27 protein-coding genes and 1 pseudogene are annotated in these 21,912 nt (G+C 70.1%); 17 read left to right on the plus strand and 11 right to left on the minus strand.

Translation table 11 applies throughout. The annotated features are described in order from the left end of the window. The 3 genes from RIF93_RS08195 to RIF93_RS08205 all read left to right on the plus strand — a co-directional run. Positions 1-472: nuclear transport factor 2 family protein (locus RIF93_RS08195; RefSeq protein ID WP_309090227.1), on the plus strand; the 472-nt coding region annotated here is incomplete at its 5' end. A 16-nt stretch (positions 473-488) separates the two neighbouring features. Then, positions 489-1,793, plus strand: a complete 1,305-nt coding sequence (hslU, locus tag RIF93_RS08200; RefSeq protein WP_309090229.1) for an ATP-dependent protease ATPase subunit HslU — start codon at positions 489-491, stop codon at positions 1,791-1,793. Positions 1,794-1,795: 2 nt separating this feature from the next. Then, complete coding sequence (locus RIF93_RS08205) at positions 1,796-2,560, plus strand: M48 family metallopeptidase (RefSeq protein ID WP_309090231.1); 765 nt, start codon at positions 1,796-1,798, stop codon at positions 2,558-2,560. Here the strand turns inward: RIF93_RS08205 and RIF93_RS08210 are convergent. Continuing rightward, a complete protein-coding gene (locus RIF93_RS08210) occupies positions 2,557-3,033 on the minus strand; it encodes a DUF2244 domain-containing protein (RefSeq protein WP_309090233.1) in 477 nt (158 codons plus the stop codon). The two genes, RIF93_RS08205 and RIF93_RS08210, sit on opposite strands and share 4 nt — an antisense overlap. Positions 3,034-3,114: 81 nt before the next feature. Here RIF93_RS08210 and nth point away from each other — a divergent pair, with 81 nt between their 5' ends. The 7 genes from nth (at position 3,115) to RIF93_RS08245 (ending at position 8,093) form a co-directional block, all read left to right on the plus strand. Next, positions 3,115-3,789: an endonuclease III gene (nth, locus tag RIF93_RS08215; protein ID WP_309090235.1), complete on the plus strand. Its 675-nt coding sequence runs from the start codon at positions 3,115-3,117 to the stop codon at positions 3,787-3,789. A 59-nt stretch (positions 3,790-3,848) separates the two neighbouring features. Beyond that, positions 3,849-4,838: an adenosine kinase gene (locus tag RIF93_RS08220; protein WP_309090237.1), complete on the plus strand. Its 990-nt coding sequence runs from the start codon at positions 3,849-3,851 to the stop codon at positions 4,836-4,838. Between the two features lie 3 nt (positions 4,839-4,841). Beyond that, positions 4,842-5,432: an imidazoleglycerol-phosphate dehydratase HisB gene (hisB, locus tag RIF93_RS08225; protein ID WP_309090239.1), complete on the plus strand. Its 591-nt coding sequence runs from the start codon at positions 4,842-4,844 to the stop codon at positions 5,430-5,432. Positions 5,433-5,642: 210 nt separating this feature from the next. Then, a complete protein-coding gene (hisH, locus tag RIF93_RS08230; RefSeq protein ID WP_309090241.1) occupies positions 5,643-6,278 on the plus strand; it encodes an imidazole glycerol phosphate synthase subunit HisH in 636 nt (211 codons plus the stop codon). Continuing rightward, positions 6,275-6,997, plus strand: coding sequence for a 1-(5-phosphoribosyl)-5-[(5-phosphoribosylamino)methylideneamino]imidazole-4-carboxamide isomerase (gene hisA / locus RIF93_RS08235; RefSeq protein ID WP_309090243.1), 723 nt, complete (start codon positions 6,275-6,277; stop codon positions 6,995-6,997). Before hisH ends, hisA begins: the two co-directional genes overlap by 4 nt. Continuing rightward, positions 6,997-7,764 (plus strand): imidazole glycerol phosphate synthase subunit HisF, encoded by a 768-nt coding sequence (hisF, locus tag RIF93_RS08240; protein WP_309090245.1) that lies wholly within the window; start codon positions 6,997-6,999, stop codon positions 7,762-7,764. The genes hisA and hisF overlap by 1 nt, the downstream gene beginning before the upstream one ends. Then, on the plus strand, positions 7,764-8,093 hold the full coding sequence (locus RIF93_RS08245; protein ID WP_309090247.1) for a phosphoribosyl-ATP diphosphatase: 330 nt from the start codon (positions 7,764-7,766) through the stop codon (positions 8,091-8,093). The genes hisF and RIF93_RS08245 overlap by 1 nt, the downstream gene beginning before the upstream one ends. Here the strand turns inward: RIF93_RS08245 and RIF93_RS08250 are convergent. From RIF93_RS08250 to timA, 3 genes are read right to left on the minus strand one after another with little or no spacing between them, the layout of a single operon-like run. Next, positions 8,090-8,596, minus strand: coding sequence for a Smr/MutS family protein (locus RIF93_RS08250; protein ID WP_309090249.1), 507 nt, complete (start codon positions 8,594-8,596; stop codon positions 8,090-8,092). The two genes, RIF93_RS08245 and RIF93_RS08250, sit on opposite strands and share 4 nt — an antisense overlap. Continuing rightward, positions 8,593-9,678 carry an MltA domain-containing protein gene (locus tag RIF93_RS08255; protein WP_309090251.1) on the minus strand — a complete coding sequence of 362 codons (1,086 nt, stop codon included), beginning with the start codon at positions 9,676-9,678 and terminating at the stop codon, positions 8,593-8,595. The genes RIF93_RS08250 and RIF93_RS08255 overlap by 4 nt, the downstream gene beginning before the upstream one ends. 6 nt (positions 9,679-9,684) lie before the next feature. Beyond that, complete coding sequence (timA, locus tag RIF93_RS08260) at positions 9,685-10,302, minus strand: TIM44-related membrane protein TimA (protein ID WP_309090253.1); 618 nt, start codon at positions 10,300-10,302, stop codon at positions 9,685-9,687. Positions 10,303-10,464: 162 nt separating this feature from the next. Here timA and secB point away from each other — a divergent pair, with 162 nt between their 5' ends. Continuing rightward, a complete protein-coding gene (gene secB, locus RIF93_RS08265; RefSeq protein ID WP_309090255.1) occupies positions 10,465-10,947 on the plus strand; it encodes a protein-export chaperone SecB in 483 nt (160 codons plus the stop codon). Here secB and dnaQ read toward each other — a convergent pair. From dnaQ to RIF93_RS08290, 5 genes are read right to left on the minus strand one after another with little or no spacing between them, the layout of a single operon-like run. After that, entirely contained in the window at positions 10,944-11,648 is a 705-nt protein-coding gene (dnaQ, locus tag RIF93_RS08270; protein WP_309090256.1) for a DNA polymerase III subunit epsilon, read from the minus strand. The two genes, secB and dnaQ, sit on opposite strands and share 4 nt — an antisense overlap. A 32-nt stretch (positions 11,649-11,680) precedes the next feature. Next, positions 11,681-12,277, minus strand: coding sequence for a dephospho-CoA kinase (gene coaE / locus RIF93_RS08275; protein WP_309090258.1), 597 nt, complete (start codon positions 12,275-12,277; stop codon positions 11,681-11,683). Then, positions 12,274-13,128, minus strand: a complete 855-nt coding sequence (gene aroE / locus RIF93_RS08280; RefSeq protein ID WP_309090259.1) for a shikimate dehydrogenase — start codon at positions 13,126-13,128, stop codon at positions 12,274-12,276. Before aroE ends, coaE begins: the two co-directional genes overlap by 4 nt. After that, positions 13,125-13,721, minus strand: coding sequence for a nucleoside triphosphate pyrophosphatase (locus RIF93_RS08285; protein WP_309090261.1), 597 nt, complete (start codon positions 13,719-13,721; stop codon positions 13,125-13,127). Before RIF93_RS08285 ends, aroE begins: the two co-directional genes overlap by 4 nt. Beyond that, positions 13,718-14,599 carry a pyruvate, water dikinase regulatory protein gene (locus tag RIF93_RS08290; protein ID WP_309090277.1) on the minus strand — a complete coding sequence of 294 codons (882 nt, stop codon included), beginning with the start codon at positions 14,597-14,599 and terminating at the stop codon, positions 13,718-13,720. The genes RIF93_RS08285 and RIF93_RS08290 overlap by 4 nt, the downstream gene beginning before the upstream one ends. A gap of 472 nt (positions 14,600-15,071) precedes the next feature. Between RIF93_RS08290 and hemE the strand changes: the two genes are divergently transcribed. The 4 genes from hemE (at position 15,072) to rho (ending at position 19,239) form a co-directional block, all read left to right on the plus strand. Beyond that, a complete protein-coding gene (hemE, locus tag RIF93_RS08295) occupies positions 15,072-16,109 on the plus strand; it encodes a uroporphyrinogen decarboxylase (RefSeq protein WP_309090263.1) in 1,038 nt (345 codons plus the stop codon). Further along, positions 16,106-17,137, plus strand: a complete 1,032-nt coding sequence (hemH, locus tag RIF93_RS08300; RefSeq protein ID WP_309090265.1) for a ferrochelatase — start codon at positions 16,106-16,108, stop codon at positions 17,135-17,137. Before hemE ends, hemH begins: the two co-directional genes overlap by 4 nt. After that, complete coding sequence (locus RIF93_RS08305; RefSeq protein ID WP_309090267.1) at positions 17,137-17,598, plus strand: CopD family protein; 462 nt, start codon at positions 17,137-17,139, stop codon at positions 17,596-17,598. The genes hemH and RIF93_RS08305 overlap by 1 nt, the downstream gene beginning before the upstream one ends. Before the next feature lie 237 nt (positions 17,599-17,835). Continuing rightward, positions 17,836-19,239, plus strand: coding sequence for a transcription termination factor Rho (gene rho, locus RIF93_RS08310; RefSeq protein ID WP_309090269.1), 1,404 nt, complete (start codon positions 17,836-17,838; stop codon positions 19,237-19,239). A 141-nt stretch (positions 19,240-19,380) separates the two neighbouring features. Here the strand turns inward: rho and RIF93_RS08315 are convergent, their stop codons facing one another. Then, complete coding sequence (locus RIF93_RS08315; protein ID WP_309090271.1) at positions 19,381-20,349, minus strand: quinone oxidoreductase; 969 nt, start codon at positions 20,347-20,349, stop codon at positions 19,381-19,383. Positions 20,350-20,360: 11 nt separating this feature from the next. After that, positions 20,361-21,056, minus strand: a complete 696-nt coding sequence (locus RIF93_RS08320; protein ID WP_309090273.1) for a dienelactone hydrolase family protein — start codon at positions 21,054-21,056, stop codon at positions 20,361-20,363. A 95-nt stretch (positions 21,057-21,151) separates the two neighbouring features. Here RIF93_RS08320 and RIF93_RS08325 point away from each other — a divergent pair, with 95 nt between their 5' ends. After that, on the plus strand, positions 21,152-21,394 hold the full coding sequence (locus RIF93_RS08325) for a DUF6489 family protein (RefSeq protein WP_309090275.1): 243 nt from the start codon (positions 21,152-21,154) through the stop codon (positions 21,392-21,394). Beyond that, positions 21,391-21,912: pseudogene (locus RIF93_RS08330) on the plus strand (tRNA uridine-5-carboxymethylaminomethyl(34) synthesis GTPase MnmE); the annotation flags it as partial. The gene RIF93_RS08325 and the pseudogene RIF93_RS08330, both read left to right, overlap by 4 nt.

Genomic DNA, 21,912 nt, shown 5'->3' on the forward strand with positions numbered 1-21,912 from the left:
CGGCGGCCCGCCCAGCAGCACCGCGGGCGCGGCGCCGAAGGACTCGCCCGTCGCCTATGCCCGCCTCTCCGAGCGCCAGGCCGGCTCCGCCGCCAAGGCCATGGGCGAGGTCACCCGGGTCGAGGCCGAGCTGCACGCCAAGGCCAGGACCGACGTGAAGGCCGCCTTCCTGGCGGTGGTGGCCGACGACGGTCGCATCACCGGCTCCAAGGCCAGGCCGCCGACGAACCGAGCCGAGATCGAGGCCGAGCTTGCGACCCGCGCGGCCGCCATCGACTATGCGCCCCTGGGCGGCAGCGCGTCCAAGGCCGGCGACCTCGCCTGGACCTACGGCGCGGCCCGCTGGACGAAGGACGGGACCGAGACGCGCGGCCACTACGTGCGCGTCTGGCGCAACGACAAGCCGGGCTGGCGGCTTCTGTTCGACGAGCTCTTGGAGGCGCCGCCCCCTCCGAAACCCGCGAACTCGTGACTATCTAGCCCCCAACATGACCGAATTCTCCCCGCGCGAGATCGTCTCCGAGCTCGACCGCTTCATCGTCGGCCACGCCGAGGCCAAGCGCGCCGTGGCCGTGGCGCTCCGCAATCGCTGGCGCCGGCGCCGCGTGCCGGACGAGCTGCGCGACGAGGTCACGCCGAAGAACATCCTGATGATCGGCCCCACCGGCGTGGGGAAGACGGAGATCGCCCGACGGCTGGCGAAGCTCGCCCAGGCCCCGTTCCTCAAGGTCGAAGCCACCAAGTTCACTGAGGTGGGCTACGTCGGCCGCGACGTCGACCAGATCGTCCGCGACCTGGTGGAAAGCGCCATCGCCATGGTCCGCGAGAAGCGCCGGGCCGGCGTCCGCGCCCGGGCCGAGGCCGCCGCGGAAGAGCGCATCCTGGACGCCCTGACCGGCCCCGGCTCGACCGCCGCCCGCGAGGCCTTCCGCAAGAAGCTCAGGGCCGGCGAACTGGACGACAAGGAGGTCGAGCTGCAGCTGGCCGACACGTCCTCGCCCTTCGGCGCCATGGAGATCCCCGGCCAGCCCGGCGCGTCCATGGGCGTGCTGAACCTCGGCGACATGTTCGGCAAGGCCTTCGGCGGCCGCACCAAGACCCACAAGACCACCGTGTCCGGCGCCTGGGCCCCGCTGATCGCCGAGGAGAGCGACAAGCTGGTCGACCAAGAGGCCCTGACCCAGGAGGCCCTGGAGCTGGCCGAGAACCAGGGGATCGTCTTCCTCGACGAGATCGACAAGGTGGCCAGCCGCCAGGACCGCGCCGGCGCCGACGTCTCCCGCGAAGGCGTACAGCGCGACCTGCTGCCGCTGATCGAGGGCACGACCGTCTCGACCAAGCACGGCCCGGTGAAGACCGACCACATCCTGTTCATCGCCTCGGGCGCCTTCCACGTGGCCAAGCCCTCGGACCTGCTGCCGGAGCTGCAGGGACGGCTGCCCATCCGGGTGGAGCTTAAGGCGCTTTCCCGCGAGGACATGCGTCGCATCCTGACCGAGCCCGAGGCCAATCTGATCCGCCAGCACCAGGCGCTTCTGGCCACCGAAGGCGTGACGCTGACCTTCACCGAGGAGGCCATCGACGCCCTGGCCGACGCCGCCGTCGCCGTGAACGGGTCGGTCGAGAACATCGGCGCGCGCCGGCTTCAGACCATCCTGGAGAAGGTGCTGGAGGAGATCAGCTTCACCGCCGCCGACCGCACCGGCGAGACGGTGACCATCGACGCGCCCTACGTGACCGGCCGGATCGGCGAACTGGCCGGCAACGCCGACCTTTCGAAGTTCATTCTCTGACCATGTGCGGCCTCTGCTTCTCCAGGCGCGGACTGCTGGCGGGGCTGGGGGCGCTCTCGCTCGCCGCCTGCAGCGAGAACGCGGTCACCGGCCGCAACCAGCTGGTCCTGGTGGACGACGGGCAGCTTGCCGGCCTGGCCGACCAGGCCTGGTCCCAAATCGAGGCCGAGATCCCGCCCGTGCGCGATCCCGCCGCGCATGCGCGCCTGGCGCGCATCGCCGCGCCGCTGGTGGCCGCCTCCGGCCGGTCGGACCTGAACTGGTCGTTCACGGTGCTGGACAGCCCCGACTTCAACGCCTTCGTCCTGCCGAACGGGCGCGTGGGCTTCTTCCGCGGTCTCTTCGAGTTCGCGGGCTCCGACGCCGAGATCGCCTCGGTGCTGGGCCACGAGATCGGCCATATCATCGCCCGCCATCCCGCCGAGCGGGTCAGCCAGGAGCTGGCGGTGCAGGCCGGCGTCTCCGTCGCCCAGCTGCTGATCGCCCAGGACGCCGGCGAATGGACGGACGAGATCGGCGCGGCGCTCGGCATGGGCGCCGTCTTCGGCGTGATCCTGCCCTACTCCCGCAAGCACGAGCTGGAGGCCGACGCCGTCGGCGTCGATCTCATGCGCCGGTCCCGTCTCGACCCTCGCGCCGCCGTGCGGTTCTGGGAGCGGATGGCGACTCGCACCGACGCCAAGGGCCAGCCGCCCGAGGTCCTGTCGACCCACCCGGCCGACGGGCGTCGACTCGAGGCGCTGAAACAGGCTGTCGCCCAAGCCTAGGCGCCGCGGCGTGCGCGCCAGATCGCGTCTTCCAGGGCGCGGGCGAAGTCGGCGCGCTCGCGCGGGCTGAGCGCCGCCGCCACCGCCGTCTCCCGCCCCGACAACGCCAGCTTCAGGTCCACCACGCGACCGTCCTCTGCGTCGCGCTCGACGTTCACGCGCGTGAAGGCCGTGGGGCTCTCCCACACCACCCGCGTCCACTTCGGCGTCTCGTAGGTGACCACCACCTGGTGCGGGCTGACCTGCACCCGCTCGACGTTGCGCGCTTGGCGGAAGCTGATCAGGAAGGCGACCACGACGGCGGCCAGGTCGATGCCCAGGAAAATCGGCACCCAGTGCGCGCCCATGGCCACGAAGACCGCGGCCGAGGCGATGTTGGCGAGGGTGATGATGCTGATGAGGATGACGAACCCCCGCTCGGACAGCGAGCGGTTGGGCGTGATGACCGCATCCATGTACAGCGCCGGGATCATGCGAGCCCCACGATAATTCGAGGTCCGCTTGCGCCCAAGCGCCCTCTTGGCGAAGGCGGGCGGTCAGCGGCATCTACCCGCATGGCCAAGGCCCTGAAGCGAAAACCCCTGAAACCGGCCGAGCAGGCCCGCATCGCCGAGCTGTTCTCACGCTTCGAGAGCCTGGAGAGCGACCCGCGCACCGAGCTGGACTACGACAGCCCCTATACGCTGGTGGTCGCCGTCGCCCTCTCGGCCCAGGCGACCGACGTGTCGGTCAACAAGGCCACGGCCAAGCTGTTCCAGGTCGCCGACACGCCGGAGAGGATGCTGGCGCTGGGCGAAGAGGGCTTGAAGCCCTTCATCTCGTCGATCGGCCTCTTCAACACCAAGGCCAAGAACGTCATCGCGCTCTCCCGCATCCTCGTGGAGCAGTACGGCGGCGAAGTCCCGCTGGAGCGCGAGAAGCTGCAGGCCCTGCCCGGCGTCGGCCGCAAGACCGCCTCGGTGGTGCTGAACGAGCTGCGGGTGGAGCCCGCCATCGCCGTCGACACCCACGTCTTCCGTGTCTCGCATCGCCTGGGGCTTTCCAGCGGCAAGACGCCGGACGCCGTCGAGGCCGACCTGATGGCCATCGTGCCCGAGCCCTACCTGACCCGCGCCCACCACTGGCTGATCCTGCACGGCCGCTACACCTGCGTGGCCCGCCGGCCGAAATGCGAGGGGTGCCCGGTCGCCGACCTGTGCCCCAGCCGGCATCTGTTCATCGGGCGCTAGCCGCGCCGCCGCTTTCCCTGTAATCGGCGCGCACTCGCGTCCGGGGAAGAAGTCCAGCAATGCCAGAGCTCTACGACGTCGCCGCCATCGGCAACGCCATCGTCGACGTCATCGGCCCGACGACCGAGGCCTGGATCGCGGACCAGGGGCTGGCGAAGGGCTCGATGCAGCTGGTGGACCAGGCCCGCAGCCAGGCCCTCTATTCGACCATGTCGCCCGAGATCCAGGCTTCGGGCGGCTCGGCGGCCAACACCATCGCGGGCCTCGCGAGCTTCGGCGGCAGGGGCGCCTTCATGGGCAAGGTCGCCGACGACGACCTCGGCCGGCTCTTCGCCGAGGACATGCGCGGCATCGGCGCGCGGTTCGAGAACGCGCCGCTGAGCGGCGGCCCGGCCACCGCCGTGTCGATGATCAACGTTACGCCCGACGGCCAGCGCACCATGTGCACCTTCCTGGGCGCCTCGGTACAGTTCACCGACGCCGACGTGGAGGCCGACGTCATCGAGGCCTCGAAGATCGTCTACCTGGAGGGCTACCTCTTCGACGCCGAGGCCGCGCGGCGCGCCTTCGCCAAGGCCGCCGCCCTGGCTCACGGTTCGGGCCGGATGATCGCGCTCACGCTCTCCGACAGCTTCGTGGTCGAGCGCCACCGGGGCGCGCTCCTGGGCTTCATCGAAGGCCAGGTCGACCTGCTGTTCGCCAACGAGGCCGAGCTGCTGGCCCTGTTCGAGACCGACAGCTTCGACCAAGCCGCCGAGGCCCTGCGCCAGCGCGTGAAGCTGGCCGCCGTCACGCGCAGCGAGCAGGGTTCGATCATCCTGAGCCAGGGCGAGCGCCTGACGGTGCCGGCCGAGCCTGTGGAAAAAGTCGTGGACACGACCGGCGCGGGCGACCAATACGCGGCCGGGTTCATGTTCGGCCTGTCCCGGGGGCGACCGCTGCAGCAGTGCGGCAAGCTGGCCTCCCTGGCGGCGGCCGAGGTGATCTCGCACTACGGCCCGCGCCCGCAGGTCTCGCTCAAGGACCTGGCGGCTTCCAAGGGGTACTGATCGATGAGCCGCTCGGCCGAAGTCCGCCGCGACACCAAGGAGACCCAGATCCGCGTCTGGGTGGACCTGGACGGGACCGGCGTGTCGGACGTCACCACCGGCATCGGCTTCTTCGACCACATGCTGGACAGCTTCGCCCGGCACGGCGGGATCGACCTGAAGGTCGAGACCAAGGGCGACCTGCACATCGACATGCACCACACGGTCGAGGACACCGGCATCGTGCTGGGCCAGGCGATCAAGGACGCGCTGGACGGCTTCAAGGGCATCCGCCGCTTCGGCCACGCCTACATCCCGATGGACGAAACTCTGTCGCGCTGCGCCATCGACCTGTCCAACCGGCCCTACCTGATCTGGAAGACCGAGTTCCGCACGCCCAAGGTCGGCGACATGGACACCGAGCTCTTCAAGGAATTCCACCACGCCTTCGCCATGAACCTGGGCGCGTGCGTGCACCTGGAATGCCTGTACGGCGCCAATTCGCACCACATCGCCGAGAGCGGGTTCAAGGCCCTGGCGCGCGCCCTGCGCCAGGCCGTCGAGCTCGATCCCAAGACCCACGGCCACGCCCCCTCCACCAAGGGCGTGCTCTGATCCTCACATGACGATCGGGTCGCCCGCAGACATCCTTCTCCCCCTGCGGGAGAAGGTGGCCCGCGGAGCGGGTCGGATGAGGGGTCTCCCAGACCCCTCGGTGAAGCTCCGCGACGGCTTGCGGCGATGGCTCCGGTGCGACCCCTCATCCGTCAGCCTTCGGCTGACACCTTCTCCCGCAGGGGGAGAAGGGTTTTCGAGAGCTTGGCGATGACTCAGCGGGTAGCGCTCATCGACTACGGGTCGGGCAACCTGCGCTCGGCCGAGAAGGCCCTGGTCCGCGCGGCGGACGGCAGGGCGAACATCGTCGTCACTCACGATCCGGAGGTCATCGCCAAGGCGGACCGGGTCGTCCTGCCGGGCGTCGGCGCCTTCGCCGCCTGCATGGCCGCGCTGGGTGAGCGCGCCGGCGTCATCGAGGCCATGGACGAGGCGGTGCGCCGCAAGGGCCGGCCGTTCCTCGGAATCTGCGTCGGCATGCAGCTGATGGCCAGCCGCGGCCTCGAGTTCGGCGAGACCGCCGGCCTCGGCTGGATCGAAGGCGACGTGAAGCGGATCGAGCCGGCCGATCCCGCCGCCAAGGTCCCGCACATGGGCTGGAACGCCCTGCTGGAGGTCGCCGAGCACCCGGTCTTCCGCGGCCTGCACGACCGACCCGTCTATTTCACCCACTCCTTCGCCTTCTTCGCAGAAGACGCCGCCGACGTTGCGGCCTATGTCGACCACGGCGGCCGCTTCCCCGCGGCCGTCGCGCGCGGCAACATGGCCGGCGTGCAGTTCCACCCGGAGAAGTCGCAAGGCGCTGGCCTCTCCCTCCTCGCCGACTTCCTGGAGTGGCGCCCGTGATCCTCTATCCCGCCATCGACCTGAAGGACGGCCAGTGCGTGCGCGTGCTGCACGGCGACCTGTCCACCGCCACCGTCTTCAACAACGACCCCGGCGCGCAGGCGAAGTCGTTCGCCGACGCCGGCTTCCACTGGGTGCACGTGGTCGACCTGAACGGCGCGGTGCAGGGCCAGGCGGTGAACGCCGCCGCGGTCGAGGCTATCCTGTCCTCGGTGTCGATCCCGGTGCAGCTTGGCGGCGGCATCCGCACCCTGGCCGACGTCGAGCGTTGGATCGAGGCGGGCGTCAGCCGGGTGATCCTGGGCACCGTCGCGGTGAAGGAGCCGCAGATCGTGCTCGACGCCGCACGCCTCTTCCCCGAGCAGATCGCCGTCAGCGTCGATGTCCGCAAAGGGAAGGTGGCCGTCCAGGGCTGGACCGCCGATAGCGACCTCGACGCGATCACCGTCGCCAAGCGGTTCGAAGACGCTGGCGTCGGCGCCCTGATCATCACCGACATCGATCGCGACGGCACCGTCATGGGCTTCAACGTCGAGGCTTTCGGGGCCATCGCCGACGCCGTCCGCATTCCGGTCATCGTCGCCGGCGGCCTCGCTTCGGTGGACGACCTGGTGAAGGTGAAGGCGCGCGCCGGCACGCCCATCGCCGGCGCCGTGCTGGGCCGCGCACTCTACAACGGCGCCATCGATCCGGCCGAAGCCCTGAAGGTCGCCGCCTGATGCTCAATGTCCGGGTCATCCCCTGTCTCGACGTGAAGGACGGCCGGGTGGTGAAGGGTGTGCAGTTCGTCAGCCTGCGCGACGCCGGCGACCCGGTGGAACAGGCCCGGGCCTATGACGCCGCCGGGGCCGACGAGCTGATGTTCCTCGACATCACCGCCAGCCACGAGAACCGCGGCACGATCTTCGACGTGGTCGCCCGGACGGCCGAGGTCTGCTTCATGCCGCTGTCGGTGGGCGGCGGCATCCGCGCCGTCGAGGACGCCCGGCGCCTGCTGCTGGCCGGGGCCGACAAGATCAGCATCAACACCGCCGCCGTGAAGGACCGCACGCTGATCTCGGGCTGCGCCGACGCCTTCGGCAGCCAGGCGACGGTCGTAGCCATCGACGCCAAGAAGGTAGGCGACCGCTGGCGGGTGTTCATCTACGGCGGGCGCGAGGACACCGGCCTCGACGTGGTCGACTACGCCGTCGATGTCGTGAAGCACGGGGCGGGCGAGATCCTGCTGACCTCCATGGACCGCGACGGCGCCAAGACCGGCTATGACCTCGAACTGCTGCGCCAGGTCACCCAGGCCGTCGGCGTGCCGGTGATCGCCTCGGGCGGCGCCGGAAACGCCCGGCACATGGTGGACGCCGTCCGCGCCGGGGCCGATGCGGTGCTAGCCGCCTCGATCTTCCACTTCGGCGAGGTCTCCATCGGCGAGGTGAAGTCCGCCATGGCCGCCGAGGGCCTGCCCGTCCGCGTCACCGAGGAGGCCGCCTGATGCCCCACCAGCGCTTCACCGATGTCTTCGGCCGCCTGGCCGCCGTGATCGAGAGCCGCAAGGCCGGCGACACCTCCACCTCCTACACGGCCCAGCTGCTCGCCGACCTGGACCGCGCCGCCAAGAAGCTGGGCGAGGAAGCGGTCGAGACGGTGATCGCCGCGGCCCAAGGCGACCGCGACGGCCTCACCGCCGAAAGCGCCGACCTGATCTACCACTGGCTGGTGGTGCTGGCCGCGGCTGGCGTGTCCCTGGACGAGGTGGCCGAACGCCTGGAGGCGCGCGAAGGGACCTCGGGCCTGGCCGAGAAGGCGTCCCGCGGCGCTTAGCCCCGAGGCTTCCGCTTCAGCGCCACATAGAGGGCGCCTGCCCCGCCGTGGCGGCGGTGGGCTTCCGAGACCCCGGCGACGATGTGCGCCAGGTGCTTGGCGGCCAGCCACTCCGGCGTGGACTTGCGCAGTACGCCGTCGCCCTGCACGCCCTTGCCGGTGATCACCAGCACCGATCGGACGCCCTCGTCCCAGGCGCGGGTCAGGAAGGCCTCGAGCGCCGCCCGCGCCCGCTCCTGGGTCATGCCGTGCAGGTCGATGCGGGCGCCGATCGGATCGCGCTCGCGGGCGATGCGGGTCTTGCGGTTGGGCTCGATGTCGTCGACGCCCTCGCGCGTGCTCTCAGGGGCGCGCCGCTTGATGCTCTTCGGATCGATCCGCGCCGGAGCGTCCAGGGTCTGTGGCGTCGGCTTCTTGGGCGTCGCCTTGCCGGGCAGTGGATGGACCGTGGCGGCCACCACCGACCAGATGCGCATCTCCTCGGGCTTCAGCGGCCGCTTCATGACCTTGGGACCAGCCGGTACATGCGCAGCGTGTGCCGCACGCGGCCGGCTTCGGTTCCGGCGGCCGGGCCTTCTCCGAGGTAGAGATCGGCCCGGACCTGCCCCTTGATGGCGCCGCCGGTGTCCAGCGCCGTCACCAGGCGTCGGTAGGTCGGGAAGGCGCCGGCCAGCATGGGCGCCACGCCGTCGATCCAGAGGACGTCGCCGTAGGTGTGGAAGCCCGGATCCACCGCGATGGCGCGGCCGGCGGGCAGCGGGACGCCCGCCGCGCCGGCCGGCGGCTTGCCGTCGTCGGGCGCCAGCCGGAAGAAGGCGTAGCGAGGGTTCAGCCGCATGATCTCGTCGGCCGCCGGACCGCGGTTGGCGGCGAGCCACGCCCGGATCATCTCGCCCGAGGTGTTGTCCCGGGGCAGCAGGCCGCGGTCACGCATGGGATTGGCGATGCCCACGAACGGCCGGCCGTTGTTGGCGGCGTACAGCGCCTTCATCCGCCGGCCATCCTCGAACACCAGCACGCCCGAACCCTGGATCTGCAGGAAGAACAGCTCCTCGGGCCGCATCCAGGCGATGGCGTCGTCCGCCGGCCGGGCTTCGATCGCGGCGCGGTCCGCATAGGCCTCGCCGTTCACCAGGTCGGCCGGCTTCGGTCGGACGGGCATGCTGAACTCGCCGCTAGGCTTCGTCCGGGCCGCATAGACGGGGGCGAAGTAGGCGGTCAGCACGCCTTGGCCAGGCAGCGCCTGGGCCTGGAAGACGTCCTCGAAGAACGCCCGCGCGTCGGAGGGTCCGAGCGGACCGCGGGCGCGGGCGCGGGCGCAGGCGTCGGCCATTTCCCGCCGCCGGGCGGCATGGCAGGTCTCGCGAAAGGCGCGAAAGGCTTCGGCGTGGTCTTCGGTTCGCCAGCCCGGCAGCGTCCCCAACTCCACCCGACCCCAGGGTTCGACGATGGGTGGCACGGGCAGAGACGGAGCCGGCCTCGGCTGGGGCGCGACGGGTCCCTGGGGGGCCATGGCCGCCGGCGTCGCGCAGGCGGCGAGGCTCAGGGCCGCCAACGCGGCTCCCAGGACCGGGCGCAGGCTCAAGGCTGTTTACGCCTCCGCGGCGTCGACGTGGACCAGCGTCCAGTTGGGGTCGCGGCTCTTAAGATTGCGTTCGAAGGTCCAGAGCTCGGCGGTCCGGCGGTCGTCCACCGCCTCCCCTTCAGGCCCCTTCGAGCGGCTGCGGAATTCGGCGAGGAAGCGCACGGTCACCCGGCCCATGTCGCCGGGACCCACGTCGGCCTTCTCGAGATCGGCGCGGGGGGCGTGGAAGAATTCGACGGTTTCGGTCCGGCCCTCGGCTTCGCGCTGGTCGATGGCGGCCTCGAAGCTGGCCAGGACGTCGGGCGCCAGAAGGTTGCGCAGCGTGGCGCGGTCGCCTTCGGCATAGGCGCGGACGATCATCTCATAGGCGGACTTCGCCCCGCCCAGGAAGCGACTGACGTCGAACGTCGGGTCGAGCGCCTTGACGGCGGCCAGGCCGGTCAGGGCCACGCCTTCGTCCACCGGCTCGATGGGGGGTTCGACGGGGCGCACGCCGCCGCGCGCGGCTTCCGCCGCCGGCTGGTCTTCCGGCTGGCGTCCCACGCGCCGGCCCAGCACCGAATAGAGCTGGTAGAGCACGATGGCCGCGAGGCCGGCGAAGATGATCAGCTCGAGGACTTGCAACTCTCTGCCTTGGCTAGGAGGACGGCTGGGGTCCAACGCCTCTATATAGGCTGCCGGAACGCCGCCGTCAGGGGCGGCGTTGCATCCCCCGAGGCGCCATGTTAGCCGGGCCGGCCGATACGACGCGAAACACCGCGTCTACAACAGGATTTTAGCCGAACCATGTCCGAAACCCAGGCCGGCGCGCCGGGCGCGCAAGAGGGCGAAGGCCCTGGCATCCGCATCCTCGCCCAGTTCATCCGCGACCTCTCGTTCGAGAACCCGCGGGCGCCTGAGGCCCTGCGGGCCGCCCAGGGCCAGCCGCAGATCGACCTGGGCGTCGAGATGAACGCCCGCGGCCGCGAGGACGGGCTGTTCGAGGTGGACCTCAAGCTCTCGGCCAAGGCCACCCGCGAGGACGGCGCGCTGTTCGTCGTCGAGCTGCTGTACGGCGGCGTGTTCCAGATCGCCGGCATCCCGGCCGAGGACATGGAGCCGGTGCTGCTGATCGAGTGCCCGCGCTTCCTGTTCCCGTTCGCCCGCCGGATCATCGCCGACGTGACCTCGGAAGGCGGCTTCCCGCCGTTCATGCTGGATCCGATCGACTTCGCCGGCGTCTACGCCGCGCGCAAGGCGCAGGAAGGCGAGAACGTCGGCCACGCCTAGAGGCCGAACTTCCCCCAGAGCTCCTCGCTCTTCACCACCTCGCGGATGAAGGCGGCGTGTGTCGCCCGCTCTTCTTCCGTCGAGAGCGGCGCCAGCGGCCGCGGCCGCGCGCCGTAGGCGTTGCGCGTCGCGGCGTGGACGGCGTTGGCCGCTGCCGCCGAGGTGAGCTCGAGCCGCCGCTCACGGCCGCCGCGCAGCTCCAGATAGACCGCCGCCAGCAGCTTGGTGTCGATCAAGGCCCCGTGCTTCTCGCGCTCGGCCAGCGAGATCTTGAAGCGCTTGCAGAGCGCATCCAGCGAGTTGTGCATCCCGGGGAAGCGCTGCTTCGCCAGCGCCAGGGTGTCGATCCAGCGGTGCTCGGGGATTTCTTCCCGATGGCAGTTCGCGAGCTCCCAGTTGATGAAGCTGCGGTCGAAGGCGGCGTTGTGGGCGACCAGCGGCGAGTCGCCGATGAACTCCAGGAACGCGTCCACCACCTCGGGGTGCTCGAAGCGCGGCTTGCCGCGCAGGAAGGCGGTCGAGAGGCCGTGGATCTTCTCGGCCTCGGCGGGCATGTCTCGGCAGGGGTCGATATAGATGTGCAGGCTGCGGCCGGTCGGCACGAAGCTCTCGATCTCGAGGCAGGCCAGTTCCACCAGCCGGTCGCCGGTCTTGGGGTCGAAGCCGGTCGTTTCGGTGTCGAGGACGATCTCGCGAGCCATGACCCTTCAATGGCCCGCTTCGCGCCGGCCTTTCAACTGGCGGATGCGCGCAGGGCGGCGATGATCGTCAGCACCTGACCCCGTGCGTGCTCCAGCCCCTTGCCGGTGTCGACGACGAAATGGGCGCGCGCGCGCTTCTCGGCGTCCGGGGTCTGCTGGGCGAGGATGGCGTCCAGCCGCTCGGGCGTCATGCCGGGCCGCGCCAACACGCGCTCGCGCTGCATCTCCGGCGGCGCCGAGACCACCACCACATAGTCCACCCGCTCGTGGCCGTTGGTCTCGAACAGCAGGGGAATGTCCAGGACCACGAGGTCGGCGCCGATCTCCTCGGCCGCCTTGAAGAAGCCGACCCGGTCCTGACCGACCAATGGATGCACGATGCCGTTCAGCCGCTTCAGCGCCTCCGGGTCGCCCAGGACGCGCTTGCGCAGCTCCTCGCGGTCGACGCGGCCATCCTTCACGACGCCAGGGAAGGCCTCACCGACGGGGCCGACGGCCGCCCCGCCCAGGTCGTAGAGGTCGTGCACCGCGGCGTCGGCGTCGTAAACCGGCACGCCCGCCTCGCGGAACATCGCCGCCGTCGTCGACTTGCCCATCCCGATCGAGCCGGTCAGCCCGATGACCTTCATTGGCCGAGCGCCTTCATGGCGAGCGCGCGCACGTCCACATCGGCCGGCGGCGCGGCGCCATAGAACGCCTGGAACGACGGCTCCGCCTGGCGGATCAGCATCTCGAGGCCGTCCACCGTGCGGCGGCCCAGCTTCCGCGCCTCGGCCAGGAACGGCGTCTCCAGCGGCTTGTAGATCATGTCCATGATGACGGCCGTCTCGGGCGCGGCCTCCAGCGGCACGTCCAGTCCTGGCTGCCCTGACAGGCCGGCCGAAGTGGCGTTGATCACCGCCGTCACTCCATCGAACGCCTCGGCGGCCGCGTCCAGCGGACAGGCGACGGCGCCCGCGCCGACCGCGCCGGCCACCGCCTCGGCCCTGGCGAGCGTCCGGTTGACGATGCGGACCTGCGGCGCGCCAGCGGCGACGAGGGCGGCGACCGCGCCGCGCGCGGCTCCGCCCGCGCCCAGGACGGCGATCGGTCCAGCCTTGGGATCGAACCCCGGCGCCTGGGCCGCCAGGGCGCCCAGCAGGCCGATGCCATCGGTGTTGTCGGCCGACACCCGGCCGTCCGTTCCGAAGGTCAGCAGGTTGGCGGCTGCGGCCATCTCGGCGCGGGGGCTGACGACCTCGGCGACCGACAGCGCCACCTCCTTGAACGGCGTGGTCACGTTCAGGCCGCGGATCGCCCCGCTCCGGAAGGCGTCCACGAACACCTCGAACCGATCCGCGTCCGGCGCGAAGGCCACATAGACCCCGTCGATCCCGGCGGCTTCCAGCCAGGCGTTGTGGATCAGCGGCGACAGCGAATGGGCGACGGGATTGCCCGCTACGCCCGCCACGATGGTGCGTCCGGTGATCGGCGGTTTCATGCGGCGAGCGCTCCGTGGCGACGAAGGAGATCGAGCAGACCCAGCAAGGGCAGGCCCAGGATGGCGAAGTAGTCGCCCTCGATCCGCGCGAACAGCTGCGCGCCAGGGCCCTCCAGGCGGTAGCAGCCCACCGAGCCCAGCGCCTGCTCGCCCTCGCTGGCGAGATAGGCTTCCAGGAAATCGTCCGAGAACTCGCGCATGGTGAGGGTGCAGGTGACCACCTCGCGCCAGATAGGGGCGCCTTCCTTGGCCACCACCACCGCCGAATGCAGCTTGTGCGGCTTGCCGCGCAGCAGCTTCAGCCGCTCGCGCGCCTCGTCCAGGGTTTCGGCCTTGTCGTAGAGCCGCCCCTCCAGCTCCAGCGTCTGGTCCGAGCCGATGACGAAGCCCTGGCGGCCGCGGCTCACCCGCAGCGCCTTCAGCTCGGCGAGCGCGTCGGCGATCTCGCGCGGGCGCGCGCCCTCGGCCAGCAGCGACGCCTTGACCGCATCCTCGTCGACCCCGGCCACGAGGCTCTCGAACGGGACGCCGGCGCCTTCCAGCACCGCGCGCCGGGCGGCGCTCTTGGACGCCAGGATGATCGGCTCGCTCATCCCAGCACCTCCACCTGGCCGTGGCCGCCGTGCAGCAGGTTCAGCACCGCCGCGGCCGTCTCCTCCACCGAACGCCGGGTCACGTCGATCACCGGCCAGCCGTGCCGCTCGTAGAGCCGCCGCGCATAGACGATCTCCTCGCGCACCGAATCCACGTCGATGTAGGTCGACTCCCGGTTCTCCTTCAGGCTGAGCAGCCGGTTGCGCCGGATCTGGATCAGCCGGTCGGGCGAGATCGTCAGGCCGACGATCAGCGTGTTCTTCATCGTGAACAGCTTTTCCGGCACCGGCCGGCCGGGCACCAGCGGGACGTTCGCCGCCCGCACGCCCCGATGAGCCAGGTAGATGCAGGTGGGCGTCTTGGAGGTCCGCGACACGCCCACCAGCACCACGTCGGCCTGATCCAGGTCCTGGCCGCCCTGGCCGTCGTCGTGGCCGATGGCGTAGTTCAGGGCGTCCATGCGGTTGAAATAGTCATTGTCGAGGCGCAGGTGCGCGCCCACCCGGCTGGTCGTCGTGGCGCCCAGGTAGCGCTGCATGGCGCTGACCAGGGGATCGAGGGCGGGGATGCAGGGCATGTCGAGCCGGCGGCAACCTTCCTCCAGCGCGTGCCGCAGCTTGTCGTCGACGATGGTGTGCAGGACGATCCCCGGCGCCTCCTCGATGTCGCCCAGGGCCCGGTCCAGCTGCCGCTGCGAGCGGACCAGGGCGTAGATGTGCTCGATCGGCAGCACGTTCTCGAACCGGGCGCACACGGCGCGCGCCATGGCGTTCAGGGTCTCGCCGGTGGAGTCCGACACCAGGTGGACGTGGAAGTAGGTGGCGAGGCGCTGGGGGCTGGTGGTCGGCAAATCGGTCGCACCCAGGAAGTTGGGGATGAAATCTGTGGAACCCCTCTTAGCGAACGGGAGCGCCGATGGGGATAGGCGCCGGTCGGGCGGGCGTGATGCAGACCCGCCGGGGATGAGCGGGATGAAATGGCCCGTTTACGCTTCCTTAACCAACAGGCCCGCCCGGCGGGGCGCCGATCCGGCCGCAGGTGTCGACAGGCGCCGCCGCGGCGTTCCCCGGCCGCCGTTCCTCCCCCGATCCGTTAATGGAATCTTAATGCCGTCAGAGGGGTTGGCGGACGATCCCCGCGATCCACAGGACGGGAGAACCTTACGGCCCAGCTTCGAACATCCTGGGGAAAAGACACGCAACGCCGCAGGGACAATCCGGTTATCCACGTCCTCGACAGGCCCAGTCTCTCCTTCTCCATCTCTTTTCAAGAATCTTAAGGATTGAAGAGAAGAGGGCTGTCCCGGGCCGGGCTTGAGCGAACGGGCGGGGCGGGCTTTAAGGCTCCCGATGAGCGAGCCCACTCCGAAGCTCCTGCGAGCCCTTCAAGGTCAGGCGCAGGAACGTCCCCCGATCTGGTTCATGCGGCAGGCGGGGCGTTCGCTTCCCGAGTACCGGGCGCTGCGTGAGAAGGCGCCGGACTTCATCGCGTTTTGCCTGCACCCCGAGATGGCGGCCGAGGCGACGCTACAGCCCATGCGCCGCTTCCCGATGGACGGCGCCATCGTCTTCGCCGACATCCTGCTGATCCCGCGCGCTCTCGGTCAGGACGTGTGGTTCGAGGCCGGCGAGGGGCCGAGGCTGGGCCCGCTGCCCGAGATCTCCGCCTTGCGGGACCAGGTCGAGGCCTCCACCGGACGCCTGGCCGCCGTCGGCGAGACCCTGCAGCGGGTCCGCGCCGAGCTCGAGCCGGACCGGGCCCTGATCGGCTTCGCCGGCGCGCCCTGGACGGTGGCCACCTACATGCTCGAGGGCCGCGGTTCCAACCGCGAAGCCGCCCGCGCCTTCGCCTATGCCGAGCCCGAGAAGCTGGACGCCCTGCTGGACGTGCTGGTCGAGGCCACCGCCCGCTATCTCGTCCTGCAGGCGAAGTCCGGCGCCCAGGCGCTGAAGCTGTTCGAGAGCTGGGCCGAGGGGCTCTCCGAGGATGTCTTCGAACGGATCGTCGTGAAGCCGCACGCCGCGGTCGTCGAGAAGGTCCGCGCCGCAGGCGTGGCCGCGCCGATCATCGGCTTCCCGCGGGGCGCCGGCGCCCAGGTCGAGACCTATGCCGAAAGCGTTCCAGTCGAGGGGATCGCCCTGGACACCCAGGCCACGGCCGCGCTGGGGCGCCGGCTGCAGGCGCAGGGCCGCTGCATCCAGGGCGCCCTGGACAACCTCCTGCTGCGCCAGGGCGGGCCGGCGCTAGACGCCCGGGTCGACCAGCTGCTGGCCCAGTGGGGCGACGGCCCCTGGATCTTCAACCTGGGCCACGGCGTGATGCCCGACACCCCGATCGAGCACATCGCCCGGGTCGTCGAGCGCGTCACCGGCAAGCGCGCGTCGTGAAGCGCGCGGTCGTCCTCTTCAACCTGGGCGGCCCCGACAGCCTGAAGGCCGTGCGGCCGTTCCTGTTCAACCTGTTCCGGGACGGGGCGATCATCCAGCTACCGGCGCTCGCCCGCTATCCGCTGGCGGCCCTGATCGCCACCACTCGCAACAGGACGGCCCAGGCCAACTACGCGATCATGGGCGGTCGCTCGCCGCTGCTGCCCGAGACCGAGAAGCAGGCGCGGGCGCTGGAGGCGGAGCTCGGTCGCCGGACGCCGGGTGTCGAGACCCGCGTCTTCATCTCCATGCGCTACTGGAAACCGCGGGCGGACGAGACGGCGCGCGCGGTCGCCGCCTTCGCGCCCGACGAGATCGTCCTCCTCCCGCTCTATCCCCAGTTCTCGACGACCACCTCGGCCTCGTCGATCCGCGACTGGATCCGGGCCTACAAGGGGCCCGGGCGCACGCGCACCGTCTGCTGCTATCCGACCGCGCCGGGCTTCGTGGCCGCCTACGCCCAGGCCATCCGCCAGACCTGGGAAGCCGCCGGGCGGCCCGCGAACGTGCGCCTGCTGTTCTCGGCGCACGGCCTTCCGAAGCGGATCGTCGAGGCCGGGGACCCTTATCAGGCGCAGGTCGAGGCGAGCGCCGCCGCCATCGCCGCCTTGCTGCCGGAGTTCGCCGACTGGAAGGTCTGCTACCAGAGCCGGGTGGGGCGCCTGGAGTGGCTGGGTCCCGCCACCGACGACGAGGTCCGCCGCGCAGCCGCCGACGGCAAGGGGCTCCTGATCTGCCCAGTCGCCTTCGTGTCCGAGCACGTGGAGACGCTGGTCGAGCTGGACCATGAATATGCCGATCTCGCCCGCGAGCAGGGGATCGCCACCTATCTCCGGGCGCCGACGCCCACGGTCGCGGAAAGCTTCATCGGGACCCTGGCCGACGCGGTGCAGAGCGAGGCGGCGGCGGATCCGGCGCCGTTCGGACCTTGGCTGTGCCCGGCGGATTATGGAAAGTGCGCCTGCCGCCAGGGACAGGGGAGGGCGTGATGGACTGGTACAATCTGCTGCGGGCGCTGCACATCATCGCCGTCATCGCCTGGATGTCCGGGATGATGTACCTGCCCAGGCTCTACGCCTATCACACCGAGACGGCCCCGCCGGGCAGCGAGTTCGACGCGCACTTCCAGGTCTGGGAGCGCAAGCTCCTGAAGATCATCATCAATCCGGCGATGAGCATCACCTGGATCCTCGGCCTCGCGCTGATCTACTTCCACGTCTTCGTGGCCGGCCGCGGCTGGGACTTCCTGGCCCAGCCTTGGATCCTGGTGAAGCTGGCGGCGGTCATCTTCCTGTCCGGCTGGCACGGCTTCCTGTCGAAGTCCGGCCGCCGCATCGCCGCCGGCGAGCGGCCCAAGAGCGCCAAGTTCTGGCGCGCCACCAACGAGATCCCGTTCCTGGTCGCGGTCGTCGCCGTCCTGGCCGTGGTCCTGGAATTCGGCGCCCGCTGATCCCATCTCATGTGACGGCCGGCGCGCTTGACCGCCCCGGCCGCATGTGGTCCTGCTGGCCGCACGCGTCGTGCAATGCGGCGCGCCCCGCCTTTTCGCCGACCCGCGCGGACGTCCGCGCCGCGGTCCGGCTCCCGAAACGAAATCCACCGGCGACCCTTTCGGGCCGCTCATACGTTACCCGAGGACCGCCCGGACTCTGTCCGGCAGCGGCTCGAATTCCCAAGTGGAATCAAGATGCAAGACGAAACCCAAGACTTCCCGGACACCGAGACCCTCGAGCCCCAGGCCGCTGAGGCCCAGGTCGAAGACGCCGCCCAGGAAGCGGAAGTCGACGAACCCAGCGAGGCCTCCAAGGCCATCGCCGCCATGGGCCTGTCGCAGATGAGCCTTCAGGAGTTGAAGGACAAGTCGCCGGCCGACCTGCTCAGCTTCGCCGAGAAGCTCGAGATCGAAAACGCGAACTCCATGCGCAAGCAGGACATGATGTTCGCGATCCTGAAGACCCTCGCCGACGAAGGCGTCGAGATCTCGGGCTCGGGCACGCTCGAGGTGGTGCAGGACGGGTTCGGCTTCCTGCGCAGCCCTGAGGCCAACTACCTGCCCGGCCCCGACGACATCTATGTCAGCCCTTCCCAGATCCGGAAGTTCGGCCTGCGCACCGGCGACACCGTGGTGGGCGCGGTCCGTGCGCCGCGCGAAGGCGAGCGCTATTTCGCGTTGGTCGCCGTCACCCAGATCAACTTCGAGGCGCCCGAGAGCGTCCGGCACAAGGTGCTGTTCGACAACCTGACGCCGCTCTATCCCGACGAGCGGCTGAAGATGGAGATCGACGATCCGACGCTGAAGGACCGCTCGGGCCGCGTGATCGACATCGTGGCGCCGCTCGGCAAAGGCCAGCGCTGCCTGATCACCGCGCCGCCGCGGGTCGGCAAGACGGTGATGCTGCAGAACATCGCCAAGTCGATCGAGACCAACCACCCCGAGTGCTACCTGATCGTGCTGCTGATCGACGAGCGCCCGGAAGAAGTCACCGACATGCAGCGCACGGTGAAGGGCGAGGTCATCTCCTCCACCTTCGACGAGCCGGCGACCCGCCACGTCCAGGTGGCCGAGATGGTGATCGAGAAGGCCAAGCGCCTGGTCGAGCACAAGCGTGACGTCGTCATCCTGCTGGACTCGGTCACCCGCCTGGGCCGCGCCTACAACACGGTGGTGCCGTCCTCGGGCAAGGTGCTGACGGGCGGCGTCGACGCCAACGCCCTGCAGCGGCCGAAGCGCTTCTTCGGCGCCGCGCGGAACATCGAGGAGGGCGGGTCGCTGACGATCATCGCCACTGCCCTGATCGACACCGGCAGCCGGATGGACGAAGTCATCTTCGAAGAGTTCAAGGGCACCGGTAACTCGGAAATCGTCCTGGACCGGAAGGTGGCCGACAAGCGGATCTATCCGGCCATCGACGTGCTGAAGTCGGGCACCCGGAAGGAGGAGCTCATCACGCCGAAGGAGCACCTCCAGAAGACCTACATCCTGCGCCGGATCCTGAACCCGATGGGCGCTCAGGACGCGATCGAGTTCCTGCTCGACAAGCTGCGCCAGTCGAAGAACAACGACGACTTCTTCCAGTCGATGAACACCTAAACGGCTGTTCTGGAAAGCCGAGCGATTTCAGGCGCTTCGGGACACCGAAGCCCCTTCGTTTTGGAAAATAGCGGCTCTCGCGAAATTAGCCCCGCCGGCCGTGCAGGAGTGCGTCTCCGTGCGCGACAGGCGGGGTGGAGATCATGGGATCAGCAGGCTGGCGCCGACCGTGGCCCGGCTCTCCAGCGCCTCGTGCGCCGCGCGAGCCTCGGCAAGGGGGAAGGTCTGGCCGATCTCGATCTTGATCTTGCCGGAGCCAATCATCTCGAACAGCGCCTGGGCGCTGGCGTCCAGCTCCTCGGTCGTCACGATGAAGTCGAACAGCGTGGGCCGCGTGAAGACCAGCGACCCCCCCCGCGACAGCCTGAACGGTTCGACCGCCGGAGCCGGACCCGAGGCGTTGCCGAAGCTGACGAACCAGCCGCGCCGCGCCAGGCTGCCCAGCGTCCCTTCGAAGGTGTCCTTGCCCACCGAGTCGTAGGCTACCGGCACGCCCTTGCCGCCGGTGATCCGCCGAACCTCGGCCGCCACGTCCTGCTCGCGATAGAGGATGACGTGGTCGGCGCCGAGTTCACGCGCCCGGGCCGCCTTGGCTTCCGATCCGACGGTGGCGATCACCTCCGCGCCGATCGCCTTCAGCCACTGGACCATGATCTGCCCGACCCCGCCGGCGGCGGCGTGGACCAGGACGGTCTGGCCGGCCTGGACCGGGTAGCAGCGGCGGACGAAGGCCTCGACCGTCATGCCCTTCAGCAGGGACGCGGCCGCCACGCGCGCATCGACGTTGTCGGGGACTTTCACCACCCGCTCGGCCGCGACGACATTCGCCTCCGCATAGGCGCCGAAGCCGCCCGAGTAGGCGACGCGATCGCCCACCCTCAGCCGGGTGACGCCGTCGCCGAGGGCTTCCACCACGCCTGCGGCTTCGCCGCCGGGTGTCGTGGGCAGCTTCACCGGGTAGAGGCCGCTGCGGTGGTAGGTGTCGATGAAGTTGATGCCGATGGCCTCGTGCCGGATCAGCACCTGGCCAGGCGCCGGCGGGGGCGTCTCGACCTCCACCAGCTCGAGCACCTCGGGGCCGCCTGTGCGGGCGAACTGGACAGCACGCATCGTCGCCACCACTAGGCCAGGGTTTTCTTGAAGAACGCCGCCGTCCGCGCGTTGGCCTGACCGGCGTCGGCCTCGTGGTAGTGCTGGCCGCCCTTGCGCGCGAAGGCGTGGTCACGCCCCGGATAGGTGTGGAGTTCGACCTGCGGGTGGTTCTGCAGCGCCTGGAGTATGACCGCCTGGGCCTCCTTCGGCACGAACTGGTCTTCCTCGGCCACATGCATCAGCAGGGGGCGGGTCAGCTTCTCGGCCTCGCCGACGCGGTTCTCGATGCCCACGCCATAGTACGAAACCGAGGCGTCCGCGTCGGTGCGGGTGGCGGTGAGGAAGGCCAGCAGGCCGCCCAGGCAATAGCCCACCGCGCCCACCTTCCCGTTGCAGTGCGCGTCGGCCCGCACCTGCTTGATGGTGGCGGCGATGTCCTTCACGCCCTGGTCGACATCGAAGGCGTTGAACAGCTCGAAGGCCTTCTTCCACTCGGCCTCGGACTGGTCGGTGATGTCGATGCCCGGCTCGATCCGCCAGAACAGGTCGGGACAGATCGCGAGATAGCCCTGGGCGGCCAGCTCGTCGGTGATGTCGCGCATCACCTGGTTCACCCCGAAGATCTCCTGGATCACGACGATTGCGGGCGCCTTGTCAGCCTGCGGCCGAGCCACATAGGCCGAGAAGCTGCCGTCGGCGGTGGTGATGGTGGTGCGTTCGCCCATGTCGTGCTCTCCGTGTGCAGGCCCTTCGGCCAAGGGTACTAGCGCGGGACCGCCCCCCACGGCCATATGGAACTCCAGCACGAGGGCATGACGCGATGAAGATGACGATCGAGGTGGACTGCACGCCGGAGGAGGCGCGCCGCTTCCTGGGGCTCCCCGACGTGAGCGGCCTGAACGAACACCTGATGCAGGAGATGACCAAGCGCATCGACGCCAACATCTCGATGCTGTCGCCCGAGGAGTACCTGAAGAACTGGATGAGCTTCGGGGCGGGCGCCCAGGAGCAGTTCCGGCGGATGATGGAGACGGGGCTCGGCGGGACGTCGCCCAAGGAATGACCGACACCATCTTCGCGCCGGCGACGGCGGCCGGCCGTGCGGCCGTGGCGGTCGTGCGGGTGTCCGGACCCGAAGCCCGGGGCGCCGTCCAAGCCCTGGCCGGGGATCTGCCCGAGCCGCGTCGCGCCGTCGTGCGCCGGCTGGCGGACGGGCAGGGCCGCGAGATCGACCAGGCTCTGGTCCTGTGGTTCGAGGGTCCGGCCAGCTACACCGGCGAGGACGCCGCGGAGTTTCACGTGCACGGCGGGACGGCCGTCGTCGGCGCGCTGGTCGAGGCGCTGGCCAGGCTGGGGCTGCGGCTGGCCGAGCCGGGCGAGTTCACGCGCCGCGCCTTCGAGAATGGCAAGCTGGACCTGGCCCAGGCTGAAGGCGTCGCCGACCTCATCGACGCCGAGACCGAGGCGCAACGGCGGCAGGCCCTGGAGCAGCTGGGCGGGCGCCTGTCGGAGGTGCAGGCCCGCTGGAGCGACGCCCTGACCGAGGCGCTGGCCATGTTCGAGGCGGCGGTCGACTTCCCG

The organism is Phenylobacterium sp., assembly GCF_031181185.1.
Taxonomy (GTDB): domain Bacteria; phylum Pseudomonadota; class Alphaproteobacteria; order Caulobacterales; family Caulobacteraceae; genus Phenylobacterium.